18 protein-coding genes are annotated in these 22,001 nt (G+C 40.2%); 12 read left to right on the top strand and 6 right to left on the bottom strand.

The window, feature by feature from the left end; translation table 11 throughout:
* The first annotated feature begins 1 nt into the window (after position 1).
* From Gferi_RS08800 to Gferi_RS08775, 6 genes are all read left to right on the top strand, one after another.
* Positions 2-1,003 (top strand): ABC transporter permease, encoded by a 1,002-nt coding sequence (locus Gferi_RS08800; RefSeq protein WP_236932717.1) that lies wholly within the window; start codon positions 2-4, stop codon positions 1,001-1,003.
* Positions 1,004-1,005: 2 nt separating this feature from the next.
* Positions 1,006-1,893: a carbohydrate ABC transporter permease gene (locus Gferi_RS08795; protein ID WP_069975604.1), complete on the top strand. Its 888-nt coding sequence runs from the start codon at positions 1,006-1,008 to the stop codon at positions 1,891-1,893.
* Between the two features lie 45 nt (positions 1,894-1,938).
* The gene (locus Gferi_RS08790) at positions 1,939-3,426 is read left to right on the top strand and encodes an extracellular solute-binding protein (RefSeq protein WP_069975602.1); all 1,488 of its coding nucleotides are present in this window, start codon (positions 1,939-1,941) and stop codon (positions 3,424-3,426) included.
* Positions 3,427-3,507: 81 nt separating this feature from the next.
* A complete protein-coding gene (locus Gferi_RS08785; RefSeq protein WP_069975600.1) occupies positions 3,508-5,604 on the top strand; it encodes an ADP-ribosylglycohydrolase family protein in 2,097 nt (698 codons plus the stop codon).
* Positions 5,605-5,620: 16 nt separating this feature from the next.
* A complete protein-coding gene (locus Gferi_RS08780) occupies positions 5,621-6,604 on the top strand; it encodes an ADP-ribosylglycohydrolase family protein (RefSeq protein WP_069975598.1) in 984 nt (327 codons plus the stop codon).
* Between the two features lie 80 nt (positions 6,605-6,684).
* Entirely contained in the window at positions 6,685-7,569 is an 885-nt protein-coding gene (locus tag Gferi_RS08775) for a ribokinase (protein ID WP_069975596.1), read from the top strand.
* A 32-nt stretch (positions 7,570-7,601) separates the two neighbouring features.
* Here the strand turns inward: Gferi_RS08775 and Gferi_RS08770 are convergent, their stop codons facing one another.
* Positions 7,602-8,324 carry a hypothetical protein gene (locus tag Gferi_RS08770; RefSeq protein WP_069975594.1) on the bottom strand — a complete coding sequence of 241 codons (723 nt, stop codon included), beginning with the start codon at positions 8,322-8,324 and terminating at the stop codon, positions 7,602-7,604.
* A gap of 196 nt (positions 8,325-8,520) precedes the next feature.
* Entirely contained in the window at positions 8,521-9,105 is a 585-nt protein-coding gene (locus Gferi_RS08765; RefSeq protein WP_069975592.1) for a pentapeptide repeat-containing protein, read from the bottom strand.
* Positions 9,106-9,463: 358 nt separating this feature from the next.
* Here Gferi_RS08765 and Gferi_RS08760 point away from each other — a divergent pair, with 358 nt between their 5' ends.
* Positions 9,464-10,441, top strand: a complete 978-nt coding sequence (locus Gferi_RS08760) for a quinone oxidoreductase family protein (protein ID WP_069975591.1) — start codon at positions 9,464-9,466, stop codon at positions 10,439-10,441.
* Positions 10,442-10,541: 100 nt separating this feature from the next.
* On the opposite strand, the gene Gferi_RS08755 is transcribed toward Gferi_RS08760, so the two are convergent.
* From Gferi_RS08755 to Gferi_RS08740, 4 genes are all read right to left on the bottom strand, one after another.
* Positions 10,542-13,175, bottom strand: a complete 2,634-nt coding sequence (locus Gferi_RS08755; RefSeq protein WP_069975589.1) for a PEP/pyruvate-binding domain-containing protein — start codon at positions 13,173-13,175, stop codon at positions 10,542-10,544.
* 71 nt (positions 13,176-13,246) lie between these two features.
* A complete protein-coding gene (locus Gferi_RS08750; protein ID WP_069975587.1) occupies positions 13,247-13,918 on the bottom strand; it encodes a TetR/AcrR family transcriptional regulator in 672 nt (223 codons plus the stop codon).
* Positions 13,919-14,619: 701 nt separating this feature from the next.
* The gene (locus tag Gferi_RS08745) at positions 14,620-16,257 is read right to left on the bottom strand and encodes a peptide ABC transporter substrate-binding protein (protein WP_069975585.1); all 1,638 of its coding nucleotides are present in this window, start codon (positions 16,255-16,257) and stop codon (positions 14,620-14,622) included.
* A 71-nt stretch (positions 16,258-16,328) separates the two neighbouring features.
* Complete coding sequence (locus Gferi_RS08740) at positions 16,329-17,210, bottom strand: MurR/RpiR family transcriptional regulator (RefSeq protein ID WP_069975583.1); 882 nt, start codon at positions 17,208-17,210, stop codon at positions 16,329-16,331.
* A 277-nt stretch (positions 17,211-17,487) separates the two neighbouring features.
* Here Gferi_RS08740 and Gferi_RS08735 point away from each other — a divergent pair, with 277 nt between their 5' ends.
* The 5 genes from Gferi_RS08735 (at position 17,488) to Gferi_RS08715 (ending at position 21,846) form a co-directional block, all read left to right on the top strand.
* On the top strand, positions 17,488-18,522 hold the full coding sequence (locus Gferi_RS08735; RefSeq protein ID WP_169832973.1) for an asparaginase: 1,035 nt from the start codon (positions 17,488-17,490) through the stop codon (positions 18,520-18,522).
* 290 nt (positions 18,523-18,812) lie between these two features.
* On the top strand, positions 18,813-19,292 hold the full coding sequence (locus Gferi_RS08730) for a DUF6530 family protein (RefSeq protein ID WP_069975579.1): 480 nt from the start codon (positions 18,813-18,815) through the stop codon (positions 19,290-19,292).
* Between the two features lie 3 nt (positions 19,293-19,295).
* Complete coding sequence (locus Gferi_RS08725) at positions 19,296-19,619, top strand: DUF2087 domain-containing protein (RefSeq protein ID WP_069975577.1); 324 nt, start codon at positions 19,296-19,298, stop codon at positions 19,617-19,619.
* On the top strand, positions 19,598-19,948 hold the full coding sequence (locus tag Gferi_RS08720; protein ID WP_069975575.1) for a GIY-YIG nuclease family protein: 351 nt from the start codon (positions 19,598-19,600) through the stop codon (positions 19,946-19,948). Before Gferi_RS08725 ends, Gferi_RS08720 begins: the two co-directional genes overlap by 22 nt.
* Before the next feature lie 287 nt (positions 19,949-20,235).
* Positions 20,236-21,846: a methyl-accepting chemotaxis protein gene (locus Gferi_RS08715; protein WP_069975573.1), complete on the top strand. Its 1,611-nt coding sequence runs from the start codon at positions 20,236-20,238 to the stop codon at positions 21,844-21,846.
* The last annotated feature ends 155 nt before the right edge of the window (positions 21,847-22,001 follow it).

The raw sequence follows: 22,001 nt of genomic DNA, 5'->3' as shown, positions 1-22,001 counted from the left end.
TATGGGTTTAAGAGAAGAAAGGATGCCTCCTAAGGAAAAACAGAATTTTCTTCAGCCATGGAGGCGTCTGCATCCAAATTTTGTCCCCAAAAGCAATCGGCCCAATCTTCGTCAGATGTGGAAACAGCTGTATGCCGACAGGATGCTCTATATTATTTTGTTGCCTACAATATTGTATTTTCTGATATTCCGCCTTTGGCCGATTCTGGGAATGAGACTGGCCTTTTACGAGTATAAAGCCCGGGGGCCGTGGACATTCGTTGGATTAAAATACTTTAAGATGATTTTTAGAACCTCGGCTTTTACGGATATTTTGAGCAATACTATGATCATCAGCTTTATGAAATTTATCCTTTTATTCCCATTTTTCGTGCTATTTGCTATCCTGCTGAACGAGCTGCGGGTGGTCGGCTTTCGAAAATATGTACAGATCATATCCTACATGCCTCACTTTTTATCATGGGTTGTTATTGCGGGCATTTGGATTGCTGCACTCTCTCCGTCTACCGGATCAGTAAACCAAATCCTAGGGATTTTCAATCTTCCATCCATAGATTTTATGACGGATAAATCAAAAATCCGTTGGATTCTAATGCTGTCAGAGGCATGGAGAAGTATTGGCTGGGATTCCATCTTTTACTTTACCGCTATTCTCGGTATCCCTTCAGATTTATACGAGGCGGCAGAGATAGATGGTGCAAACCGTATGAGTATTATTAGATATATCATCTTGCCGGCCCTTATAACGCCGATGGTTACAGTGTTTATCCTTAATTTAGGTTTTTTCCTGAATGCAGGTTTTGACCAGGTGCTTAATTTTTCTAACGACGCAGTGCTAAGCGCAGTGGATATTCTGGATACCTATATCTACCGGATCGGTATTCAAAATGCACAGTATTCACTGTCAACGGCTGTAAGCTTAATCAAAGGGGTAGTGGGTGTATTTCTTGTATTGGCAACCCACCTCATATCTAAAAAAATTACAGGAAAGGGTGTGTGGTAATCATGAAACGGCATAAAAAATTTACCCTCGGACAGATATTTCTGATGCTCATCTTCGGAGTGATTACACTTACCATGATTGTCCCGCTGCTTAATATTTTGGCACGTTCCCTTTCCAGTCCGGAAGCATCGGTTACCATGAGCGGCCTTGAGATCTTTCCAAAGGATTTCAGTCTCATCAATTACCGCATTGTGTTTAATCATCCGGCACTGATGACTGCTTTTGGGAACTCTATCTTTGTTACTGTAGTGGGTACGGCGATCAACATTATACTCACTACTACTGCGGCATATGTGCTGACAAGACCCAATCTCATGTTCAAAAAGGTTATTATGGTATTTCTCATTATCATGATGCTGTTTGAACCCGGTTTGGTACCTGAGTATCTGGTGGTGCAAAAACTGGGACTTATGGGAAACAAATGGTCAGTCATACTGATTACAGCAGTGAATGTCTATTATCTTATTATTATGATGCGTTATTTTGAAGAAATTCCCTCTTCCATTTTTGAGGCTGCGGAGCTTGATGGTGCAGGACATATGCGTATATTGTTTTCCATTGTGTTCCCATTGTCTAAAGCAGGGATCGCAACCATCACCATGTTCTATGCAGTGCTGCGCTGGAACGAATTTTTCAAAGCAAGCATATACCTGGTCAAAGCAAAGGATACCTTATTCCAGGTAGTGTTGCGGCAGTTTGTTGTACTGGGGGATACAGCTTCGATTGTAGGCCAGCAGAACCTCTTTAATTATAATGATTTGGCCCGTGTGGATTACGCGGCCCTTAAGGGAGCCACGATTATCGTGGCAATTATACCGATTTTGCTACTTTACCCAATCGTTCTCAGATATTATGCCAAGGACGTTATGGGCGGGGGAGTAAAGGAATAGAGCAAATTATATTAAAGTCAAACAAAATAAAAGGAGGTTTTAAAAATGAAACGGTTCATCAGTATGACCCTAGCATTGTTAATGATTTTTACACTGTTTACAGGCTGCAGTCCTAAGCAGGAAACTCCTGCAGCTGCACCTGAAGGGGCGGCATCGCCAGGATCAGGAAAGATTGGTACGAAAGATGCGCCGGTGACGGTTACCTATCTGTGCAAGGATGTTGTACCGACTGAGGAAAACGTACAAAAACTGGTGGCGGAAATAGAGGCGGGAATGGCTGCCGAAGACAATTACATAAAACTTGAAGTCCTGGAAGCCCCTGCAGGTAAATATGCCGACGTGGTTCCTATCGCCTTTAGAACCGGTCAAATTGCTCCAGACATCATCTATTTCCAAGGCGGGGATCTTTCTATTGCACAGGAGGGTATGTTGGAGAACCTTACTCCTTATATAAATAACTCGACCCATGTGAAAGCCATCATGCAAAGTCATAATACAGAATCCATCAAAAACTATCCATATCTGCTGTGGTTAGCTCCTGCCAGAGTGCAAATTCCTGTTATGCGAAGCGACTGGTTCAATAGGCTTGAAACCGGTAAAGGAGTGCTTGAAAATCCAACTCCCGATAACTATTATGCAATGTTTAAAGAAATGAAGGATAAGGGGATTTGCGAATATCCTATAACTACGGATGGAACCATCGCCAAGCTGGACAGTGTATTTAACCATGCATTCGGTGTGACTGGCACCATTGTGAAGGTAGATGGAAAATACGTTTATGCCAAGGCTACAGAATTTGAGAAAAATAAGCTGGCTTATTATGCAAAGCTGTACAAAGAGGGACTATTGGATAAAGAATACGTTACAAAACAGTGGGATACGATGGAGCAGGCCTTCTATGAAGGAAAGTCAGGATTTGTTTCCGGTACCGCAGGGGATGTTGTCAACGTATACAACAATAAGATGATTCAGACCAATGGTCAGGCTGCTGAACTTACAGTACTCCCACCGGCGAAGGGAATCTCTCAGGCATATCAGTCTATTGATGTTACGAAAGAATCCAGGGGCTTTGCCATTCATGCAGATTCAAAAGTGAAGGATGCTGCCTGGGCAGTGCTGGAATACATGGCTGGGGCAGAAGGCAGGAAGCTTGACAAGCTGGGCCTCAAGGACATCCATTATACCGAAAGCGACGGGAAAATCACATTGACTGAAAAATTCCCCGAATGGTGGGCTCGTTTCTGGCCAACGATGGAAGGCCTGAACACTTCCAATATTACAGGAGATGTGCTGACGGCTCCTGCCGTTACATCCCTTGATGCTGCAGCAAAATACTACCATAGTGATATCAATGTAATACTTCCTAACGAGCTGCTTCCTTTAAAGGATGCCATGGATAAACTGTATATTGAGTATTCAACGGATATTATCAGAGGGGTTAGAAATATTGACAGCTTCGATGAGTTTGTAATCAAATGGAATGCCGCCGGAGGCGATGAAATTAGCGCTTATTTAGTAGAACAACTAAAATAACTTGTGGTTTGTACCTCACCCTGTAATACAGACACAGGGTGAGGTACGCTTAATACAACAAATAATTGGGTGAGGTGTGACATGATTCCGACGAACTACTTGGAAAAAACCTATGCGGGTTTTTTGGGAATGAACGTAGGTATACGTTTGGGTGCTCCTGTTGAGCCAACGGATTGGACCAGTGAGCGCATTGAGCGGTTTTATGGGGATATTACAGGGTATGTGAAAAATTTTAAAAACTTTGCTGCGGATGATGATGTAAATGGTCCGGTATTTTTTCTTCGTGCCCTTTATGATGATGCAAAGGACCGGGAATTGGCTCCGGAGGATGTGGCAAAGGCATGGCTGAACTACACCAGGGAAGGGGTGGGGATGTTTTGGTGGGGCGGCTACGGCGTGAGCACGGAGCATACGGCCTATCTGAACCTGAAGGCGGGTATTCCTGCGCCAAAGTCCGGGTCAGCAGCGACCAACGGAATAATCATGGCGGAGCAGATTGGCGGACAGATTTTTATTGATACTTGGGGTCTTGTATTTCCGGGAAATGTAAAAAAAGCTGCAGAATATGCTGCGATTGCTGCCAGTGTTTCTCACGATGGGAATGGAATATATGGTGCAGCTTTTATTGCCGCCTGTATAGCGGCTGCATATAACACTGCAGATGTTGACGAGATCATCGACGCAGGACTTTCACAAATTCCGCCGGACTGTACCTATGCGAAGGTAGTAAATGCAGTACGTGGGTTTCATAAAGAGAATCCCGGCGACTTTCGCCTGTGTCTCCGATACCTGCAGGAGCATTGGGGGTATGATAAGTATACAGGTGTGTGTCATATTATTCCAAATGCCGGGGTATGTGTACTGGCTATGCTGTACGGTAAAGATTTTAACAGAAGCGTTGAGATTGCAACCATGTGCGGCTGGGACACAGACTGCAATGCAGGAAATGTGGGAACAATTATGGGTGTTGCATGGGGACTTGAAGGCATTGCACCCCACTATCGCAGTCCAATCAACGACAGCGTCGTACTTTCCGGCATTTCCGGTTATCTGAATCTATTGGATATACCGACCTACACAAAGGAACTGGTTCTGCTAGGCTACCGGCTGGCGGGAGAAACTGCACCGGAAAGCTTGTCAGAAAGTGTGAAGGCTGGTGAGATTCACTTTGATTTTGAGCTTCCCGGCTCTACCCACAACCTGCGGCTTTCCAATCCTATAGGCTGTTCCTTGAGGCATTCTGCGGAGCGGGCATACAGCGGCAGCGGTTCGGCAGAGATACTTTTTGACCGTATGTCCAGAGGACAGCGGTGTAAAATTTACTATAAGCCCTTCTATCGCCGGGAGGACTTTGATGATGAAAGATATATGCCGGTGTTTTCACCAACCGCTTATCCCGGTCAAACCGTCTCCATGATGGTCTATGCAGACCGTTACAAAGGGGAAAGTATCATTTTAAACCCATATGTGCGAAATACATACACCAAAGAGGAGATTCTGTTGGGCGGAATGGTTATCAAAGCAGCGGGCTGGAATCCTATAACCTTTACGATCCCGGAGCTGGAGGGGGCGATGGTGGATGAAGTGGGACTGCTGTTTGAGGCGAATTCGCCGGAGAAGAATAGGGACTTTGGCTGCTTATATATTGATGATTTTTCCATAACCGGCAAAGCTAGCTATACCATAGATATTTCAAAGCAAAAGAAAGAATTTGCTTCCATAACGCCTTTTTCTCATAATCATGGTGCATGGGAGATTGAAGGGGATGTGATGGAGGCGATGTGTCTTGAGCATGCCGAGGCGATGACAGGCAACTACTATATGACAGATGTACGGGTCTTAGGAAAAATGATTCCACGGACAGGAAAAAGCCATTTGATCTCAGCCAGGGTACAGGGGGCACTGCGGGGCTATTACGCCGGATTCACCGCTGAAGGGGTAGCAATATACTGTAATCATAATGGGATGGAGAGGCTGGCCGCTTGTCCCTTTGCTTGGGAATACGACCGGGAGTACGCAGCAGAATTAACCGTGAAAGGGGAATTATTGACCTTCTCTGTAGATGGAAAGCAGATGCTGCAGGTGAGGGACAATACCCACGCTTATGGAATGGCAGGCTATGCTATGTATGCAATGGGCAGATGCGGTTTTGGCCATTTGACTGTAGAAGAGTTATAATTGAAGGAGGAAAAATATGATTACAGCAGCTGATTTAAAAGCCAATAAAGACCTTGCCAGGGACAAGGCCGTTGGATGCATTTGCGGCCTTGCAATAGGAGACTCTTTTGGAGATGCCTCCAGAACCCAAAGCAATCGTGAGAATTATGGGATTACTACTGATTTTAACCGGGGAGCCTCCTGGAGCACCGATGATACAGAGTTTGCATTGCTGACAGCAAAGACGCTGATAAACTGCAAGGGAAATTTGACAACGGAGGATGTTGTGAAGGCGTGGTTTGAGGATGTTGTGACCCAGGATGAGCTAAAGCGCGGCGGAGCAAGTGAGATTTCTGCCGCCAACAATCTGCGCCGTGGAATCCGGCCGCCGGAATCCGGAAAGTTCAGCACTTTCCGCATGAGTGACGGTTCAGCCATGCGCATTGCACCGGTAGGCATTATTTGTGCCGGAGACTCCGAGCGTGCTGCTGCAATGGCAGAGATCGATGCGTCTATCAGTCATTATGCAGACGGAATCTGGGGTGCACAGGCTGTTGCTGCTGCTGTTTCCATTGCAATGGTAGAGGGGACCATGGAAGAGATCATGGATGCAGCTATGCAGTTTATTCCGAAGGATTCATGGTTGTATGCGTCCATGAATACAGCCTTTGATATCGTTGAGAAAGCCAATGGTTCTGTTATCGATGCATGGATGCCCCTTCACGACGCCTTGCGTGCAAGTACCTGGGCAACAACCGCAGAGGCGATTCCATCTGCCTTTGCCTGCTTAAAGATGGTGCACAGTGAATTTAAAACCGGTGTGATTTTAGCCGGTAATTTTGCAAGGGATGCCGACACCATTGGCGCTGTTGCCGGAGCGATTTTAGGTGCAAAATACGGTGTAAAGGGAATTCCGGCCCATTGGATTGAAAAGACACGCTTTCCATCGGGCACATGCCTCCCCTTCACCAAGGGGATTGACTTGATAAAGATTGGTGAGCAGCTTGCGGATCTGATTTAAAAGGCGGGGGTGCTTATTGTGAGACAATCAACTTTGTGATGCATCAGGAAAACAAAATACAAAGATTGAGGTGGTTTCGGATGAAAATATTGAATTTTGGCTCACTGAATGTAGATTATATATATGAAGTAGAACATTTTGTACTGCCAGGAGAGACGATCTCCTCCAAGCATCTTACGGTTACAAGCGGCGGGAAGGGACTAAATCAATCCATAGCATTGGCAAAAGCAGGGATGATGCCCTTTCATGCAGGGGCTATTGGAAAAGCCGATCAGGATATGTTTATAGGTTTACTGAATAACAGCGGGGTAAACACAGATTACATAAAAATCCTGCCGGAACCCAGCGGCCATGCGATCATCCAGGTAGATCAAAATGGACAGAATTGTATTATCCTTCATGGAGGCACCAATCAACAGATTAATGGGGAGTTTGTAGACCGCGTACTAGAGCATTTTAACAGTGGAGACATCTTATTACTGCAAAATGAGATTGCATCCATACCATATATGATGGAGAGGGCACACGAAAAAGGGATGAGAATATACTTCAATCCTTCCCCTGCAAATCAAAAGCTATACGACTATCCCATGGATTATGTAGATACGCTTATACTGAATGAAGTCGAAGGGGAACAGCTGACAGGAGAAAAGAATGTGAATGATATCATAGCGCATTTATTAAAAAAATACCCTGAAATGAAAATTGTACTGACATTGGGTGAGCGTGGCGTTGAATATGCGGATAAAGACAGAAGGGAATATCATGGAATATATGAAAATAAGGTTGTGGATACGACGGCGGCAGGAGATACTTTTACAGGGTATTTCATAGGTTCCATTGCGAAAGAAATGGATATAAAGGAAGCATTGAAATATGCATCTGCCGCTGCAGCGATAGCGGTATCCAAATTAGGTGCAGCATGTTCCATACCCTCTTTAGAAGAAGTTGAGGATTTTCTCTAGAAAATAAGGGAGTGGCAAGCACTCCCTTTCTTCTATGTTGTTTTGTATTTTCTAAAATCGATGCTTGCAATGTCTTTGACAAAGCCGTTTTCCATAGAAGCACTATGGGAAATCAGGCTCCGATCCCAAATTTCTCCGTCCTGATCTTTATTTATAATGACATCACCAAAGGTATTATCCCATTTAATATAGGAATAAGAGGTGGTTGTTAAGGTGCAGTTATACCAGTGTGCATTTATAAAGTATGCACCTGTAAATAAATACTTTCCTGTTCTATTTGTCACAACATTCATCTCTCTGTTGATATAAGAACCGGCTTTAAAGGCTGTATAAGCAGCGGATTTTAATGTTACAACAAAGTTTTTAACGGTCGTTCCGCCCTTTATGATATCCAGATGCAACTTATTTGTCGTACCAAGGTAGGATTTGATTTCCACTACATTATCCGGTGCCAATGCAGATAAAAGTGTCTCTTGAGCATAGGTTGTTCCATCAAGTGCATTGGGAGATTGTGCAAAAACCTGCCATTGCTGATTTCTAAAAATTAAACCAATATCAATTCCATAGCTGCCCGCATAAAATCCGTAGAATAATTCTGGAAATACTCCGTCATATGTTGTTGGGGCAGAGTCATTTACTGCGGCATATGCAGTAGGGATTTTTAAGAGACCGTTCACACCAATATAAATTGGTTTGTTTTTGGAATCTGGTAATGATGTGTTTTTTGTGGTACGTTCCATTCGATATCCTGCCATAATAAAACATCTCCTTTTTACATTTTTATTTTTCGGGGCTTTCACTCTCTGGCCAGTTCGTTTTGCCCTACACTAAATAAGACAGAAAAAGGGGAGCAAAAAAACAACCACATTTTAAAAAAATTTTTAAAATATAGTTGTTTTTTAGTCAAGGTGACAATTCTTTTGCTTATTTTTAATTGTAAGGGTTTCCAGGCTATTTTACAATAAAGTCGAAGTGTTTTAACAGGGATACTGCGTCAGGTAAAGTAACGATGGTTTTCTTTGTCTTGTTATTCAGTGGGTTTATCATATAATCTTTGGCAAAAGAGAAATTTGCTTTTGACAAATTACAATCATTAAACTTTGTTCCAGTCAATATTGAATGGGTGAAATTGCTTTCCGATAAGTCTGTATGGAAAAAGTCGCTCTCCAATATCTTGCATTGCTGGAACACAGCTTTTCTTAAGTTTAGATCAGAAAAGTTGCAGTTTTGAATCAAACAATCTTTAAAGTTTATAGCAATAATGAATGAATCTACTTTGTTAAAGTCTATTCCTAACAATTTACAGTTTTCAAATTCAACATTTCTTAATTTTGAGTCATTAAATTGAGCCAAGCTTAAATTGCATTCTCTAAATAAACAGTCTTCAAAGAAGGCTGAAGAAAAATCCGATTGCGAGAAATCACAATTAGTAAATTGGCAATGAATAAATGTTTTATTGGTCATATTTTGATCAATTGCCTTTATTTGAGTAAAAGTTATATCTTCATGCTCATTTTTGTATAATATGTCCATCATTGCTATTCTCCTTTTCATTCTCCCAATAGATGTGTGATTGAGAAATCTAATTTTACTCGGGACGACACACAGGTCCTCCCTTACGTACATTCATGTTTAGGAGGGTTTATCTATATTGAGTGGATCACACGCTTTAAAGTATTCGATAGGACATAATAGATTTCCTCTTTTATTGATATACCAGGAATTTTTTAAAAGTAGATTAGGATTAAAAAGATGGATCAAGTAAGCAGCTTTAGAACGATTCACTTAAAAGGAAATTTTCCTCCGGGTATTCAGTAAATATTGTTTAGACAGGAAATAAATAGGGCAAGTTAACAACAAACAGCATTGATATCGAAAGGGAGGATGCATGCAGATGAAAGCGATTGTGATAGAAGAATTTGGCGGACCAGAGGTACTCCGGTTAAAGGATATAGGGGTTCCAAATATTAAATCAAATCAAGTGTTAATACGTACGGCGGCTATCGGGGTAAATTTTGCGGATATTAAGACGAGAAAAGGGGAGTTTCATGGAGCAGGCAAACCACCCGTAATACCTGGGCTGGATGTTGCAGGTACAGTTGAAGCAGTTGGTGCCGATGTAGGGACACTAAAAAAAGGCGATAAAGTTATTGCATTTCCCGGCAATGGATCGTACGCAGAATATACTGTAGCAGATGAAGGACTTACTTTTAAAATACCAGAGGATATAGATTTTGATACGGCTGCAGCTTGTCCCCTTGTGACTTTTACAACCTATAATTTGTTAAAGCCGGTTGCAAGGATTCAAACTGGTGAATCCGTACTCATTCATGCAGCAGCAGGCGGAATTGGGACCACTGCAATTCAGATGGCAAGGCTCTTCGGTGCAAAGAAAGTTATTGGAACTGTGGGAAGTGATGAAAAGATACCGGTGGCCCAGAAAGTTGGTGCGGATGTAGTGATCAATTATCGAAATGGAGGTTTTTCTGATGCGGTAAAAGAAGCAACAGGGGGAAAGGGAGCCGATATTATTCTCGATTCGGTAGGGGGAGACATTTTTAATGAGAGTCTTGAGTGTCTTGCCATGTATGGAAGGTTGATAAATTTCAACAGTTCAAGCGGAACTGGCGGTACTGTGAATACAAAGCAGCTGCATTCCAGTTGCCGGTCTGTTTTAGGGTTCAGCTTAGGTACAACGATAAAACAACGGCCAGAGATGCTGAGAGAAACAGCAAAGCATGTGCTGCCGCTAATACAGCAAGGAAAAATAAAGCTTGTCATAAGCGGCACATATCCGCTTAAAGAGGCAAAAGAGGTACATGAGTTGATCGAAAGCAGAAAAAGCGTGGGCAAAATCATATTGAAACTTTAGCGGATCATTTATGTAAAACATAGATATTGATCGAAATAAATAACGCAGGTACCACTGGACCTGCGTTATTTATTTTTAGAATACAGTTGATGAAAAATGCCTATAGCAGTTTAATCGTACCATTTAGCCCGTCAATTTCTACCATCTGACCATCTTTTAAAATAGAAACAGCATCTTCGATTCCTGAAACACAGGGTTTGCCATACTCCCTTGCAATAAGGGCGCCATGCTGGAGCATTCCCCCTACTTCAAGGATTATTCCTGCCGCATTGATAAATAAAGGTGTCCAACCCGGATCTGTAGCTCTTGCTACCAGGATATCCCCTGGCAGTATCGGTTTTTCATCCGGGAATCTGAGGACCTTCACTTTTCCTTTTACTATTCCCGGTGAAATCGGTTCTCCTATGAGTTCACCTTCCTTTGATTCTTTCTTGGGAAGGCGCAGGATTTTACCTCTGGAGTCTATAACTTTGGGAAATTCTCGTATGTGTTCAATGCTTCTAAGGAAGGCTGTATTTTTAGAAATTAGCGGCTTAAGATCAAGAGAAGGGTCTTTCATTGCTTTTTCCAGATCACCGATAGTGAGGTCAAAAACCTGATTAAGGCGCTCAAGCCGCCCTGATTTTGTCAGGGTTTCAGCGCAATTTAGAACTTTTTTTCTCAACATGTCGACGGCCATTATGAAATAATACTTAGGGGCTTCTCTGTATCCTCCAAATAGAACCATGGCCTTATAATACTTCTTAAATTTATTTGCGTTGCGGTTTCCCTTTTTCTCAGCTTCTAGCAGCAGTTCACCAAAAGCTTTTTCCCGAACTCGCGTGTCTTGGTCAAATCGTATTAGGGGATTGTGTTCTGAATCATTGTTTTCGGCCATCGCTTTCAGCTGTTTGTAGAATAGGGCAGGTTCTTCATTGTATCGAGGTGTTGCGATATCCAGTTCTTTAGGAGATCGGAAACCGTATTTTCCCATAAAGCTTTCCCATGCAGTCATAAAATCCTTACTGAAGGATTTTGCCTCCAGGTTTTCTTTGAATAGCCCAAAGGACGGACAGCTTTTGATTTCTTTAAAACGGGAAAGCCTGTACATGTCATGGCCCATTTCCGTAGTGATATTATTAGGCAGCGCTTTATCCAGGTATGCGATCTTACGCTGTATTTCTGAGTCACTGTCTTTAAAGATTTTCTTGATTGCGGATTTGGCAATCATTGAAGCCGATAATACCGGAAGAGAAATAATTAAAAAGGTTCCTCCCCGCTCAATTACGGATTCTGCAAAAGCCTTAACTGTTAGGTTTTTGTTTAAATCCTCTTTTAAATTTTCTATATTCCGGTTTACCCGACTGAGAAATTCTTTGTGGTATTCTTCCGGATTTTTCAATGCTTTGAGAATATCAATTCCTGTGCCAAGATTCTTTAATGCCGCTTTTAAGAGCGCTCCACGAAGTTTGGACGGAAGGGTTTTTGGTACATATTCATTTTCGTCTATGCTGCCAATGAGTTCAGACGAAGTTACATCTATAGAACGGTAGTTGTTTGCTAGTTTCTTCTTGCCATAAAGCTTAACCTGATTGGAGATGTTCAGATACATCCTTCCTTGAAAAAAACCTCCTGTACCATCTACAACACCTGAAACATTTTTACCGAACATGGCCTTCATATTTTGTGCTGAAAAGGAGGAAAGAAAATCGATGCCCATGACGGATAGGGGTTCATGAATTCCCTGTTTAGCAAGAGTTTCGTCAAGGTATAGAAGTTTTGGATGTCCCGGAGCTGTCTGCATTTCCTCCGGTAGTGGTATATAGGCGGTAATAGGGCGGGCTTGAAGCAAGTATAATTTCCCTTCGGCAAATGCCCACTCTATATCTACAGGTTTTTGATAATAGTTTTCTACAGCGGCAACCATTTTTACCAAGGACTGTATATCTTCGTCCTTCAGACACAAATCTTTACGGGAAGGGGAAGGTTTTTCACAGGTGCCGCCATCAGAGGAAAGCCAAATAGAAGTTTCCTTTTTCCCCACTCTTTTCTCAAGTATTTTTTGTGATACTTTATCAATGACAAATGTATCCGGTGAAGCTAAGCCAGATACAACTGTCTCTCCCTGACCGAAGTTGGCATTGATTACGGCTTCGTCATAGCAATTGTTAATAGGATTTAAGGAAAAAGCTACACCTGCGGTTTCAGATGGAACCTGAAGCTGTACGATAACGGCGATTCTAGGATGATCTAAGGGGAAGCCGTGCTCCTTTTTGTATAGAAAGACGCGGGCATCGAGACTTGAAGCGAAGGAGTGCCGCAGTGCATCTTCTATAGTTTCCAGGTTTACTCCAAGACTGGTTTCATAGCCACCTGCAAAGGAAGCCCCCTCAAGGTCTTCTTCCGGAGAAGAGGATCGTACTGCAAATAGAATATTTTTGCTGCTTTCCGCAAAAGTATTCAGTGCTGCCTCAAAGGATTTTTTACGGTTTTCGTCTAACTCCAGATGCATGCACAGCTCTTTTAAAGCAGCCGTATAGGTCTTAAGCTCGCTGGGAAGAGAAGTGATAACCTTCTGCCACTCAGCGGTACTTTTTATATAATCAAACCAGGGTTTAAAGAATTCCACAGATAACACAAAGCCTGGAGGGACAGGCAGCCCCTGCTGTGTCATACGCATTAGGGACATAGCTTTGCCGCCGACCTTTGAAAGACTTGGAATCTCTTTAGAATCAAAGCTATACACAAATTTCATAGGATATACCTCCTCAAATTTGCTCTTAAAGGATAAAGGAATCTAATTGATGTTGTACATAATCATTTAGCCTATAGCTGTTTTTCAAATATCTTAATAATTTCCGAAAGATTGATTGAGCCTTTTTGTACTCCGAGGATTCTTTCAATTGTATCTCCATAAGCTTCAATCTTTTGTTTAATCATTTTGATGTTGTCAGGTCTTTTTTCAATATCGGCAGCCAGCCTAGTGACAGCTGAATTTAGAATCACAATCATATGCATGATTTGTTCTATGGTTTCTTCCAAGTAAAAAATATGGAAGGTGCCTTCCTGAATTCCTTGCTCAATAATGGTTCTGTAGGGCAGGTGCAATAGTTTAAATTTGCTTTCTACCACTTTACGCTGGAATTTTACATTTCCTGCATCTTGGAAAAAGCTAGAAATCTTTAGGCGTTTTTTCAGGGTTAAGGCTTTATATCCAAGTACTTCGCCGATCAGTTTACTAACTTTTTCTATTGCATTTAAACGATGATTTTCTGCAATTGTATGCGTAATTTGGATTTCTTTTTCAATATACTGCGCTACCACTGCTTCCAGCACATCTTCTTTTGATTTGAAGTAATGGTAGAAGGCCCCTTTTGAAACCCCTACCTTCTCAATAATGGCATTTACCGAAGTATGGTCATATCCTTTTTCAGAGAAAAGCTCCATAGCAGCATTAAGCAGTTCCTGCTTAACGTCATTTTCCTGCAGCATTGTCATAAGATACCTCCTTAAAGCATTCAGATTATCTATAACGAACAAACCGACGGTCGGTATGATTAGTATAGATAATTATTCCCTAAAAGTCAAGGAAAAATTTATCTGGATGTCAAGACTTTGGTTTGAAGCAGTCTCAGATAGCTTAATTCAACATGCTATTGTAAAAGATAACGATATATGATAATATAATGATGAGTTTAAATGAATGGAGGGTTGCTTTAAAATGGGTATTTATATGATTAGAATCCGATTAAACACTTTATGTGACTAATTTAATAGTGCTTAAAGGCTCTGCCTGTGTGCAGGGTAATCGGGATTGGTCTGCCTATTTTAAGGAAACTCTTGTTGACGGGATATGAATATATGTTAGAAATATATAAGAGGGAGAGACAAATCTACCCTCTTTTTGTGTATCTTAAAACAGTTTCAGCAGCTTAATTTATAAATTTCATTTAATGGACATATATCTAATCGGTAAAGATAACTTGTTTTCAACCATAAACAAGGGATTTCTTTTCGTTTTGTTATGTCTGCTTCCGTTTACTCAAAGCACAGGCTGCGGCCTGTGCTTTTTATTGTGTTTTATGTTTCCATAATTAAAAGGATAAAACTTGATCCAGAAACAGCAGGTATACATTAGGATATAATGAAAAAAATCCGATGAAAAAGATATTTCTTTTGCATCGGACTTTAAAGTATTTCTATTTTGCGATAGATGTCCCACCAAAATACCAGTAACTCATGCTGTTCTTCTGCCATCCTTTTACAAAATCCTTAGCCATGACAGGGTCTGTATAGTAGTACAGCGGTGCTATTGGCATTTCTTGCATAAGAATCTCCTGCGCTTTATAAATAAGCTCATCACGGGCTGCACCCTTTGCAAATCTTGATTGATTAATGAGATTATCATATTCTGCATTGGACCAATGGGGATCATTATTCGCTGAGTTGGTTACCAAAAGCTCCAGCAGGCCTACCGGATCTGGATAGTCGCCAATATAACCGCCTCTTGCGATATTATAGTTCCCTTGCTTTCTTGTTTCCTGGAAAACAGCCCATTCTTGATTGGCTAAAGCTACATTAATACCGAGATTTTTCTTCCACATTTCTTGAATGGCTTCACAAACGGCCTTATGGCTTTCACTTGTGTTATATAATAAGGTGATCTCTGGAAAGCCATTCCCATCAGGATATCCGGCTTTTGCCAACAGTTTTTTAGCTTCCTCTACATTTCCGCCTGTGACATTTATGTCATAGGTACCGGCTTTTTGGTTGAAATCATTACCTTGTGAATCTTTGAGGCCAACCGGGTTAAAGCCGGTTGCAGGAATTTCTCCTCCCTTTTTAACCTGCTCAGTGATAGCTTTTCTGTCAATGGCTAATGCTAATGCCTTTCTAACCTTGACATCATTTGTAGGGCTTTGATTAACGTTAAAATTTAGATAATATGTACCCAGCTGGGGTAGAAGGTTAAAAGTAGGGTCGTCCTTCATTAGCCTTGGTATTTCTTGAGTAGGCATAATATTGATGATATCAAGATCGCCAGCCTCGTAGGCGGTTAATGCTGTAGATGGTTCTATAATCATATGGCAATTAATTTGATCAAGCTGTACTTTTTCCGCATTCCAGTAGTTAGGATTTTTCTTTAATACAAGCTTATCACCCATAATATATTCTACTAACATAAAAGGGCCATTTGATATGGCAGTAGCAGGATTTTTTATCCATCCCTCTGGAGATTGCTCTATAATATCCTGTCTAAGGGGCATAAATGCACCCCGGGTAATTAGTGATAGAAAATAGGGAGTTGGGGTTTCGAGCGTTACTTGAAAGGTTTTTTCATCTAAAGCTTTAATTCCTACTTCATCGATAGCTGCATTTCCATCGTAATATGCTTGGGCATTTTTAATATAAAACATATGGGGCGCGTAAGGGGCGGCGGTATTAGGATTTAAGACCCGCTTCCAGCCATATTCGAAATCCTGGGCTTTTACCGGTTGACCGTCGGACCACTTTGCTTCCCGCAAATAAAAGGTATATACAAGTCCATCTTCTGAGATATCTACTTTTTCTGCCATTGCATTTTCGAGTTTTCCGTTTATTTCTCTCATTAATGCCTCGAATATATTGTTAATAATATGACTACCGTCAATAGCATCGTTTAAGCTTGGATCAATCGTTCTTGGATCTGCCCCCAAGTTAAACTCTAAGACTGTAGGTTTCTGACCACTGTTTTCTCCCGAGGCCTGCGGTGAAAGGTCCTTAGAAGCACAACCGGAAAAAACAGCAGCGACCATAAGCAGCATAACTAAAGAAAATATAATTGGCCTTTTTGTCATGAAAAATTCCCCCCTGAAAATTAATAAATTTATTTTGATTGTAGATACAATATTTCTCTACAATTTAATACTTATTGAGAAGTATCCCCTTTTGCTTTTTTCTTTTCCTTTTCGTCTCTAAAAAAATGATGAAGGGTTTCGATCGCTTTAATATCAAGAATAATTCTATCTTTCATTTCATAGCTTAAAACAACTAGCAGAAGTTCAGCTAAGGTGATGGCGGCGGATATAAAATTATAGAAAACTAAAGAGTGGTTTTCTGATTTTAATACTACTTTGGCTTCCCGTGCAATAGGAGATTGGTCATTATTCGTAATGGCAATAAATCTTAATTGCTGCATGGCCAAGTATTGAGATAGTTTTACGATCGAATCTGAATAAATTGGAAAAGAAATAAGGAGAAACAGGTCCTTTTCTGTGGCATGTATTAATTCATTGCTTAGCATTTCTACATCATCTAAAGTTAATATCCTGACATGAATGCCGAGCCTTTTTAATCTGGGATAGAGAAAGTCGCATATGAGCTTCGATATGTTCAAACCGCATAGATATACTGTACTTGCATCAGCGATTAATTGGCTGGCAGTATGCAGGGAATCGATTGTATTATTTTCAATGATATACTCAAAATTATTTTTTTGTATTTGGAGTGTGCTCCCCACAGCATCTTCTAAACTCTTCAACTCTTCAAGCGAAGACTTCATTTTAGCGGGAACTTTTAATTCCTCTTTGATTAAAATCTGAAACTCTTTTTTCAAATCAGTAAAAGATTCCATGTTAATCGCTTTGCAGAAATTAAGTATGGTTACTTCAGAAACTTCCAGTTCATTGCTTAATTCTTTTAAACTCATAAATGCAATTTTATTTTTATTTCGAATAAGGTACCTTGCAATTTTTTTTTGTTTGTTGCTTAAACCAGCAAGGTTTTGCTTTATCAAATCAGTAATAAGCAATCGATCACCGCCTTTTTTATGTATGATACTATATTTGTTACAGATAGTCAATGAAAATGTTACGAATATTTAAAGTATTTACTACAAAAATTTTGTGAATTACAATGCAGCAGCAAGATATTTTGCAAATCCCGTAAGGGAGCATATTGAAGAAAAATATATTTAATACTATAAAATATTATAAAAAAAGTGAAAATAAACATAAAAAATAAAGTAAATATTTTAAAAATTTATGATATAATTTTATTAATATAAAAAATAGAATGGGGAGATGAAAGTGTCGGTTGTTGCGAAGGTTTATAGGGGAAGTTTAGTCGATTTAACCCATATAGGTCATATTGCGGTAGTAGACCATACCGGAAAAATATTGTATCATTACGGAAATCCAGACCGGATTACTTTTGCACGGTCATCTGCAAAGCCTATGCAGGCTGTACCTGTCCTGGAGAGCGGTGCTGCGGATGCTTATGGGATAACCGAAAGAGAAATTGCTTTATTTTGTGCCTCCCATAGCGGAGAATCCTTCCATGTCGCAGGGGTTCAGAGTATACTTTCTAAAGCAGGGCTAACGGATGAAGTTTTACAGTGCGGAACGCACCCGCCTATTGCAGAATATGCGGCAGCACAGTTAAAGCTAGAGGGGTTGGAAGCGAAGACGGTACATTGCAACTGTTCCGGAAAACATGCAGGGATGTTGATTGCTGCAAAATATCTACAGGAGGATTTAAATACCTATTACCAAGAAAACCATCCTGTCCAAAAAAGAGTCATGAAAACCATATCTGAGATCTGTGAATATGATGAGGAAAGGATAGTTACAGCGGTTGATGGCTGTGGCGTCCCTGTTCATGCACTGCCTCTGTTTAAATTTGCACAAGGCTTTGCACGCTTATCAAAACCAGACTTGTTTGATGACAGGCGAAGCAAAGTAATTCGGAGAATAACCGAGGCTATGACATCTTATCCTGAAATGGTCGGAGGAACAAATCGGATATGCACAGATTTGATGAAAATATGCGGGGATAGATTATTTGCAAAAGCAGGAGCCGGTGCTTATTATGCCATAGGATTGAAGGATAAAGGGATTGGCATTACCTTTAAAATCGAGGATGGAGGAAGCGGCATATTAAATGCGGTCATATTAGAGACACTGCGCCAGCTTGATTTAATAAAAAAAGAAGAGTTAAATCTTCTTGAAAAATATTATGTGGTAAAAAACAGAAACCATAAAGGAGAAATAGTTGGAGAAACCAAGATTGAATTTGAATTAATAAAAAATTTTCCTGAAGCTCCCCATACCATTGTAATATAGAGTTTATAAACAAATAGGGCACTAAATACATTCTAAACGTATTTAGTGCCCTATTTGTTTATAAAAATCTATTTTTAAGATAAAAATTTTAATGTGCGAGAACTGCGTAATTTACTTTACCGCTTACGATGAATTAAGCAAAATAAGCAATATTGAATGAATTGAAAAGACGATTTATTTTGGTACGAAGTATTGACACCAAAAAGAAAAAGGATTAGAATAAAATTAGTAATTTAGTAAACTACTAATTTAGTAAATATAAAATTTAAAAATAGATGGAGGTCATAATGATGAAAATACCAACTACATTAAAGCATAAACCAGTTATTGTCTCAGAAAACTATGAAAATGTTGATGGAAGATATGCATATAATTCAGATGCAAAAGGACTTTCCCTTGGATTAGCACAGTGGAATGACAGGGGAAAGGTGGATATTTCTGCCAAAGTATGGAGATATACAGGAGAAAAATGGTCAAGGCAGTCTGAAGAGTTGCCCCTGCACCGTGTGCTTGATCTGGCAATTCTTGTCTGCAGGGCAAAACTTCATTTTAAAGAAGCCTATCGATACGAGAAGCTATATGATACGGAGAAACCTGTTATAGATCGGGTAGGGCTGCAAGGGGATGCCATGACAGTAGCGGTATGCACCGATAATGAAAAGATTAATGAAGACATTAAACTATTCAGCCAGGCCCTAAGCGATGATGATGAGCTGATTGGAGAACGGTTGCGCATGTTATCAAGTATATTAAAAGAAATGGGATATTGACAGATGAGCAAAAGAAAGAGAAAGATTAATATTTCGATTTTCTTAGACGATACTGGAAAAATAGTACAGATTCCTGTGCCAAACAGAACAAAAATTCCTGTACTGTCCTATTTGACCAGCAAATTTGAGAATGATCGGATTTACAGTGAAAAAGAGATCAATGAAATTATAGACCGGTGGCATACTTTTGGAGATTATTTCATATTGAGAAGACTGCTGATCGATCATAGATTTCTTGAACGGACGCCCAACGGAGCGAACTATTGGGTTGTAAAGAAAGTGGATGAGAAAGAAGGAGATAGGAAATGGACAGAAGGAAACAATTGAAGGAACAGTATAAACAAATGCGCCCGGATATGGGGGTATTTGCAATAGAGTCTAAGGTCAATAATAAGTGCTGCATTGAAGCAACTCAAGATTTAAGAGGTACGATGAATGGCACTCGGTTTAAGCTGAAAAACGGTTCACATCCCAACCGGGAATTACAAAAAGAATGGAAGGAATTTGGGGAAGGGAATTTCACAATTGAAATTCTTGAGCATTTGGAATATGACAAAGATGAATCAAAAACGGACTATAAGGAAGACTTGGCTTTGGCAAAAATGATTTGGGAGGAAAAGCTATTACAGGAAAAGAAAGCGTTTTATAGAAGATGAAAGGCTTGAAAAAATTATGAATGAATAGGTTGTTAGAAAAGTGATCTCAAAGGTTGTTTTGAGATCACTTTTTATTTTATAAGAACCAGTGTATTGAGTGAAAAACAGGATAGTTTTTTCAAGCAGGAATTTTCTTATAGGACAGAGAATAGATACCAGAGCGACACGTGCAAATGACCATTAAGAAAAGAGGGATAATAAAACCGCAGAATGCTTTTAAAAATTGCCGAGCAATTGTTTTTTAGTAATTCATTATGAAATGAACAAATTTGGAGGAGGAACTTATCTTGCAGAAACTATTGTCCGTCTGTATTAAATATTCAATTTATTGGATGCCTTTTATCCTGCTTTTGATTATTAAAAATATTAAAGCAGCTGATTTGAATTTAATTTATACTTTTTCTACGGCATATATTTTTCTACTCTTTACATACGATGTCTATAAGAATATAAAGAGCCGTAAAAAAACAGAAAGCCTAGTAAATGCTATAGAGGAAATGGCAAAAGGAAATCTATGTATAGGGATTTCCATGGGAGCCAATACAAGGAAAAATTTGAATAAAATTGAAGCACTGATCATCCAGTTAACAAAAATCTATTACCAAAATGACTACTGCATCGAAGCAGTCAATGAAAAACAAAAACATATGTTATCAAAATACAAAGAAATCGCGGTGTTTTTTATTACCGATGCATCGGGGCAGCAAATATACAATACATTAGGAAAGAATTTAATGTATAATGGGGATCGGGACTATTTTCTAAACGCAAAAAAGACGGGTAAGCCTCAGACCTCTGATATTGTTATCTCAAAAACAACAGATAAATTAGCCATCGTCATGGCGGTTCCTTATTATCATGGCGAAGAATTTAAGGGTGTTTTCGCTGCTACCATTGATATGCAAGCGGTCAGTACTGCAGAAGAAAAGCTGGGAAATGCTTTGCTGGGCACAGCAGAAAATTTAAAAGGGTTAATTCGTTCTTCTCAAAATTCGGCACAGCAAGTGGCTAACTCAGCAGCAGCCCTGTTGGATATCTCCCAGCAATCAGCCGATGCATCAGAAAGTGTTGCAGTTTCTTCTTTAGAAGTGGCAAAAAATGCGGAAGAGCAATTGCAGGAAGTATTAAGCGCCACATCTGCGATACAGCAAGTGGCGGCCAGCCTTCAGGAAATTTTAGGAAATGCAGAAGAAATCCAGCATTTAAGTCAAGAAGCAAATAAAAGTGCTTTAACCGGTGAAGAAGAAGTGAAAAATGCAATGCAAAGCATGGTTGATTTAGGAGAAAGCAGTCGAAAAGTAAATGTATCTTTAGATGAAATCAATAGGAGTTCATCTAAAATGGATGAAATTCTGAAAACCATACAATCCATTGCAGACCAAACAAATCTTTTAGCCCTCAATGCTTCGATTGAGGCGGCAAGAGCAGGAGAAGCCGGAAAAGGGTTTGCTGTGGTAGCAGATGAGATTAGAAAGCTTGCAGAAAGCTCTAAAGAATCTACCATGGAAATTAACAATTTAATCCAAGAGATTCAATACCAGCTTGTGGAGACAAACCGTGCAGTGAAGGAAGATAGTGAGATCGTTCAAGGCGGAACCGAAACGGTCAATCATGCAGGCAAAGCCTTGCATGAGATTATAGACTTTGTTAGTACGATGAACAGCCAGGTGACCATGATTACCGCATCCATTAATGAAGTCGCCCAAGGGAGTCAAAATATAGCTGCATCTACCAATATCATTCAACAGAAAAGTAAAGATGTATCAGAAGAGATCCAAAATGTATCTGCATTAGCAGAGGAGCAGACTGCTGCAATGCAGGAAATAGCATCGGCCAGCCAAAGTTTGACAAAACTGTCAAAGGATTTGCAGGCGATGTCAGGCCGCTTCAAAGTATAATAAAAGCAATGAAAAAAACAAAGTCAAAAGGGGCAGTACCTTTTGACTTTGTTTTTTTGTATCTTGGTGGATCTAATTTATATTTTGTACAAGTACAATTCCAGGCAAAAAAAAGGGTCAATAATTGACCGAATTGAGGGGACTAGAATACTCTC

Origin of the sequence: Geosporobacter ferrireducens, assembly GCF_001750685.1 — a bacterium.
Taxonomy (GTDB): Bacteria; Bacillota; Clostridia; order Peptostreptococcales; family Thermotaleaceae; genus Geosporobacter; species Geosporobacter ferrireducens.
Note: the sequence above shows the minus strand (reverse complement) of the source record. Positions and strands in the feature narration are given on the sequence as shown.

Bases quoted from the DNA above. Each gene is read 5' to 3' on its own strand.
- Gferi_RS08790 (WP_069975602.1), top strand. From the start codon at position 1,939: ATGAAACGGTTCATCAGTATGACCCTAGCATTGTTAATGATTTTTACA.
- Gferi_RS08720 (WP_069975575.1), top strand. From the start codon at position 19,598: ATGGACAGAAGGAAACAATTGAAGGAACAGTATAAACAAATGCGCCCG.
- Gferi_RS08780 (WP_069975598.1), top strand. From the start codon at position 5,621: ATGATTACAGCAGCTGATTTAAAAGCCAATAAAGACCTTGCCAGGGAC.
- Gferi_RS08745 (WP_069975585.1), bottom strand. From the start codon at position 16,257: ATGACAAAAAGGCCAATTATATTTTCTTTAGTTATGCTGCTTATGGTC.
- Gferi_RS08755 (WP_069975589.1), bottom strand. From the start codon at position 13,175: ATGAAATTTGTGTATAGCTTTGATTCTAAAGAGATTCCAAGTCTTTCA.
- Gferi_RS08800 (WP_236932717.1), top strand. From the start codon at position 2: ATGGGTTTAAGAGAAGAAAGGATGCCTCCTAAGGAAAAACAGAATTTT.
- Gferi_RS08725 (WP_069975577.1), top strand. From the start codon at position 19,296: ATGAGCAAAAGAAAGAGAAAGATTAATATTTCGATTTTCTTAGACGAT.
- Gferi_RS08765 (WP_069975592.1), bottom strand. From the start codon at position 9,105: ATGATGGACATATTATACAAAAATGAGCATGAAGATATAACTTTTACT.
- Gferi_RS08785 (WP_069975600.1), top strand. From the start codon at position 3,508: ATGATTCCGACGAACTACTTGGAAAAAACCTATGCGGGTTTTTTGGGA.
- Gferi_RS08750 (WP_069975587.1), bottom strand. From the start codon at position 13,918: ATGACAATGCTGCAGGAAAATGACGTTAAGCAGGAACTGCTTAATGCT.
- Gferi_RS08730 (WP_069975579.1), top strand. From the start codon at position 18,813: ATGAAAATACCAACTACATTAAAGCATAAACCAGTTATTGTCTCAGAA.
- Gferi_RS08770 (WP_069975594.1), bottom strand. From the start codon at position 8,324: ATGGCAGGATATCGAATGGAACGTACCACAAAAAACACATCATTACCA.
- Gferi_RS08795 (WP_069975604.1), top strand. From the start codon at position 1,006: ATGAAACGGCATAAAAAATTTACCCTCGGACAGATATTTCTGATGCTC.
- Gferi_RS08775 (WP_069975596.1), top strand. From the start codon at position 6,685: ATGAAAATATTGAATTTTGGCTCACTGAATGTAGATTATATATATGAA.
- Gferi_RS08760 (WP_069975591.1), top strand. From the start codon at position 9,464: ATGAAAGCGATTGTGATAGAAGAATTTGGCGGACCAGAGGTACTCCGG.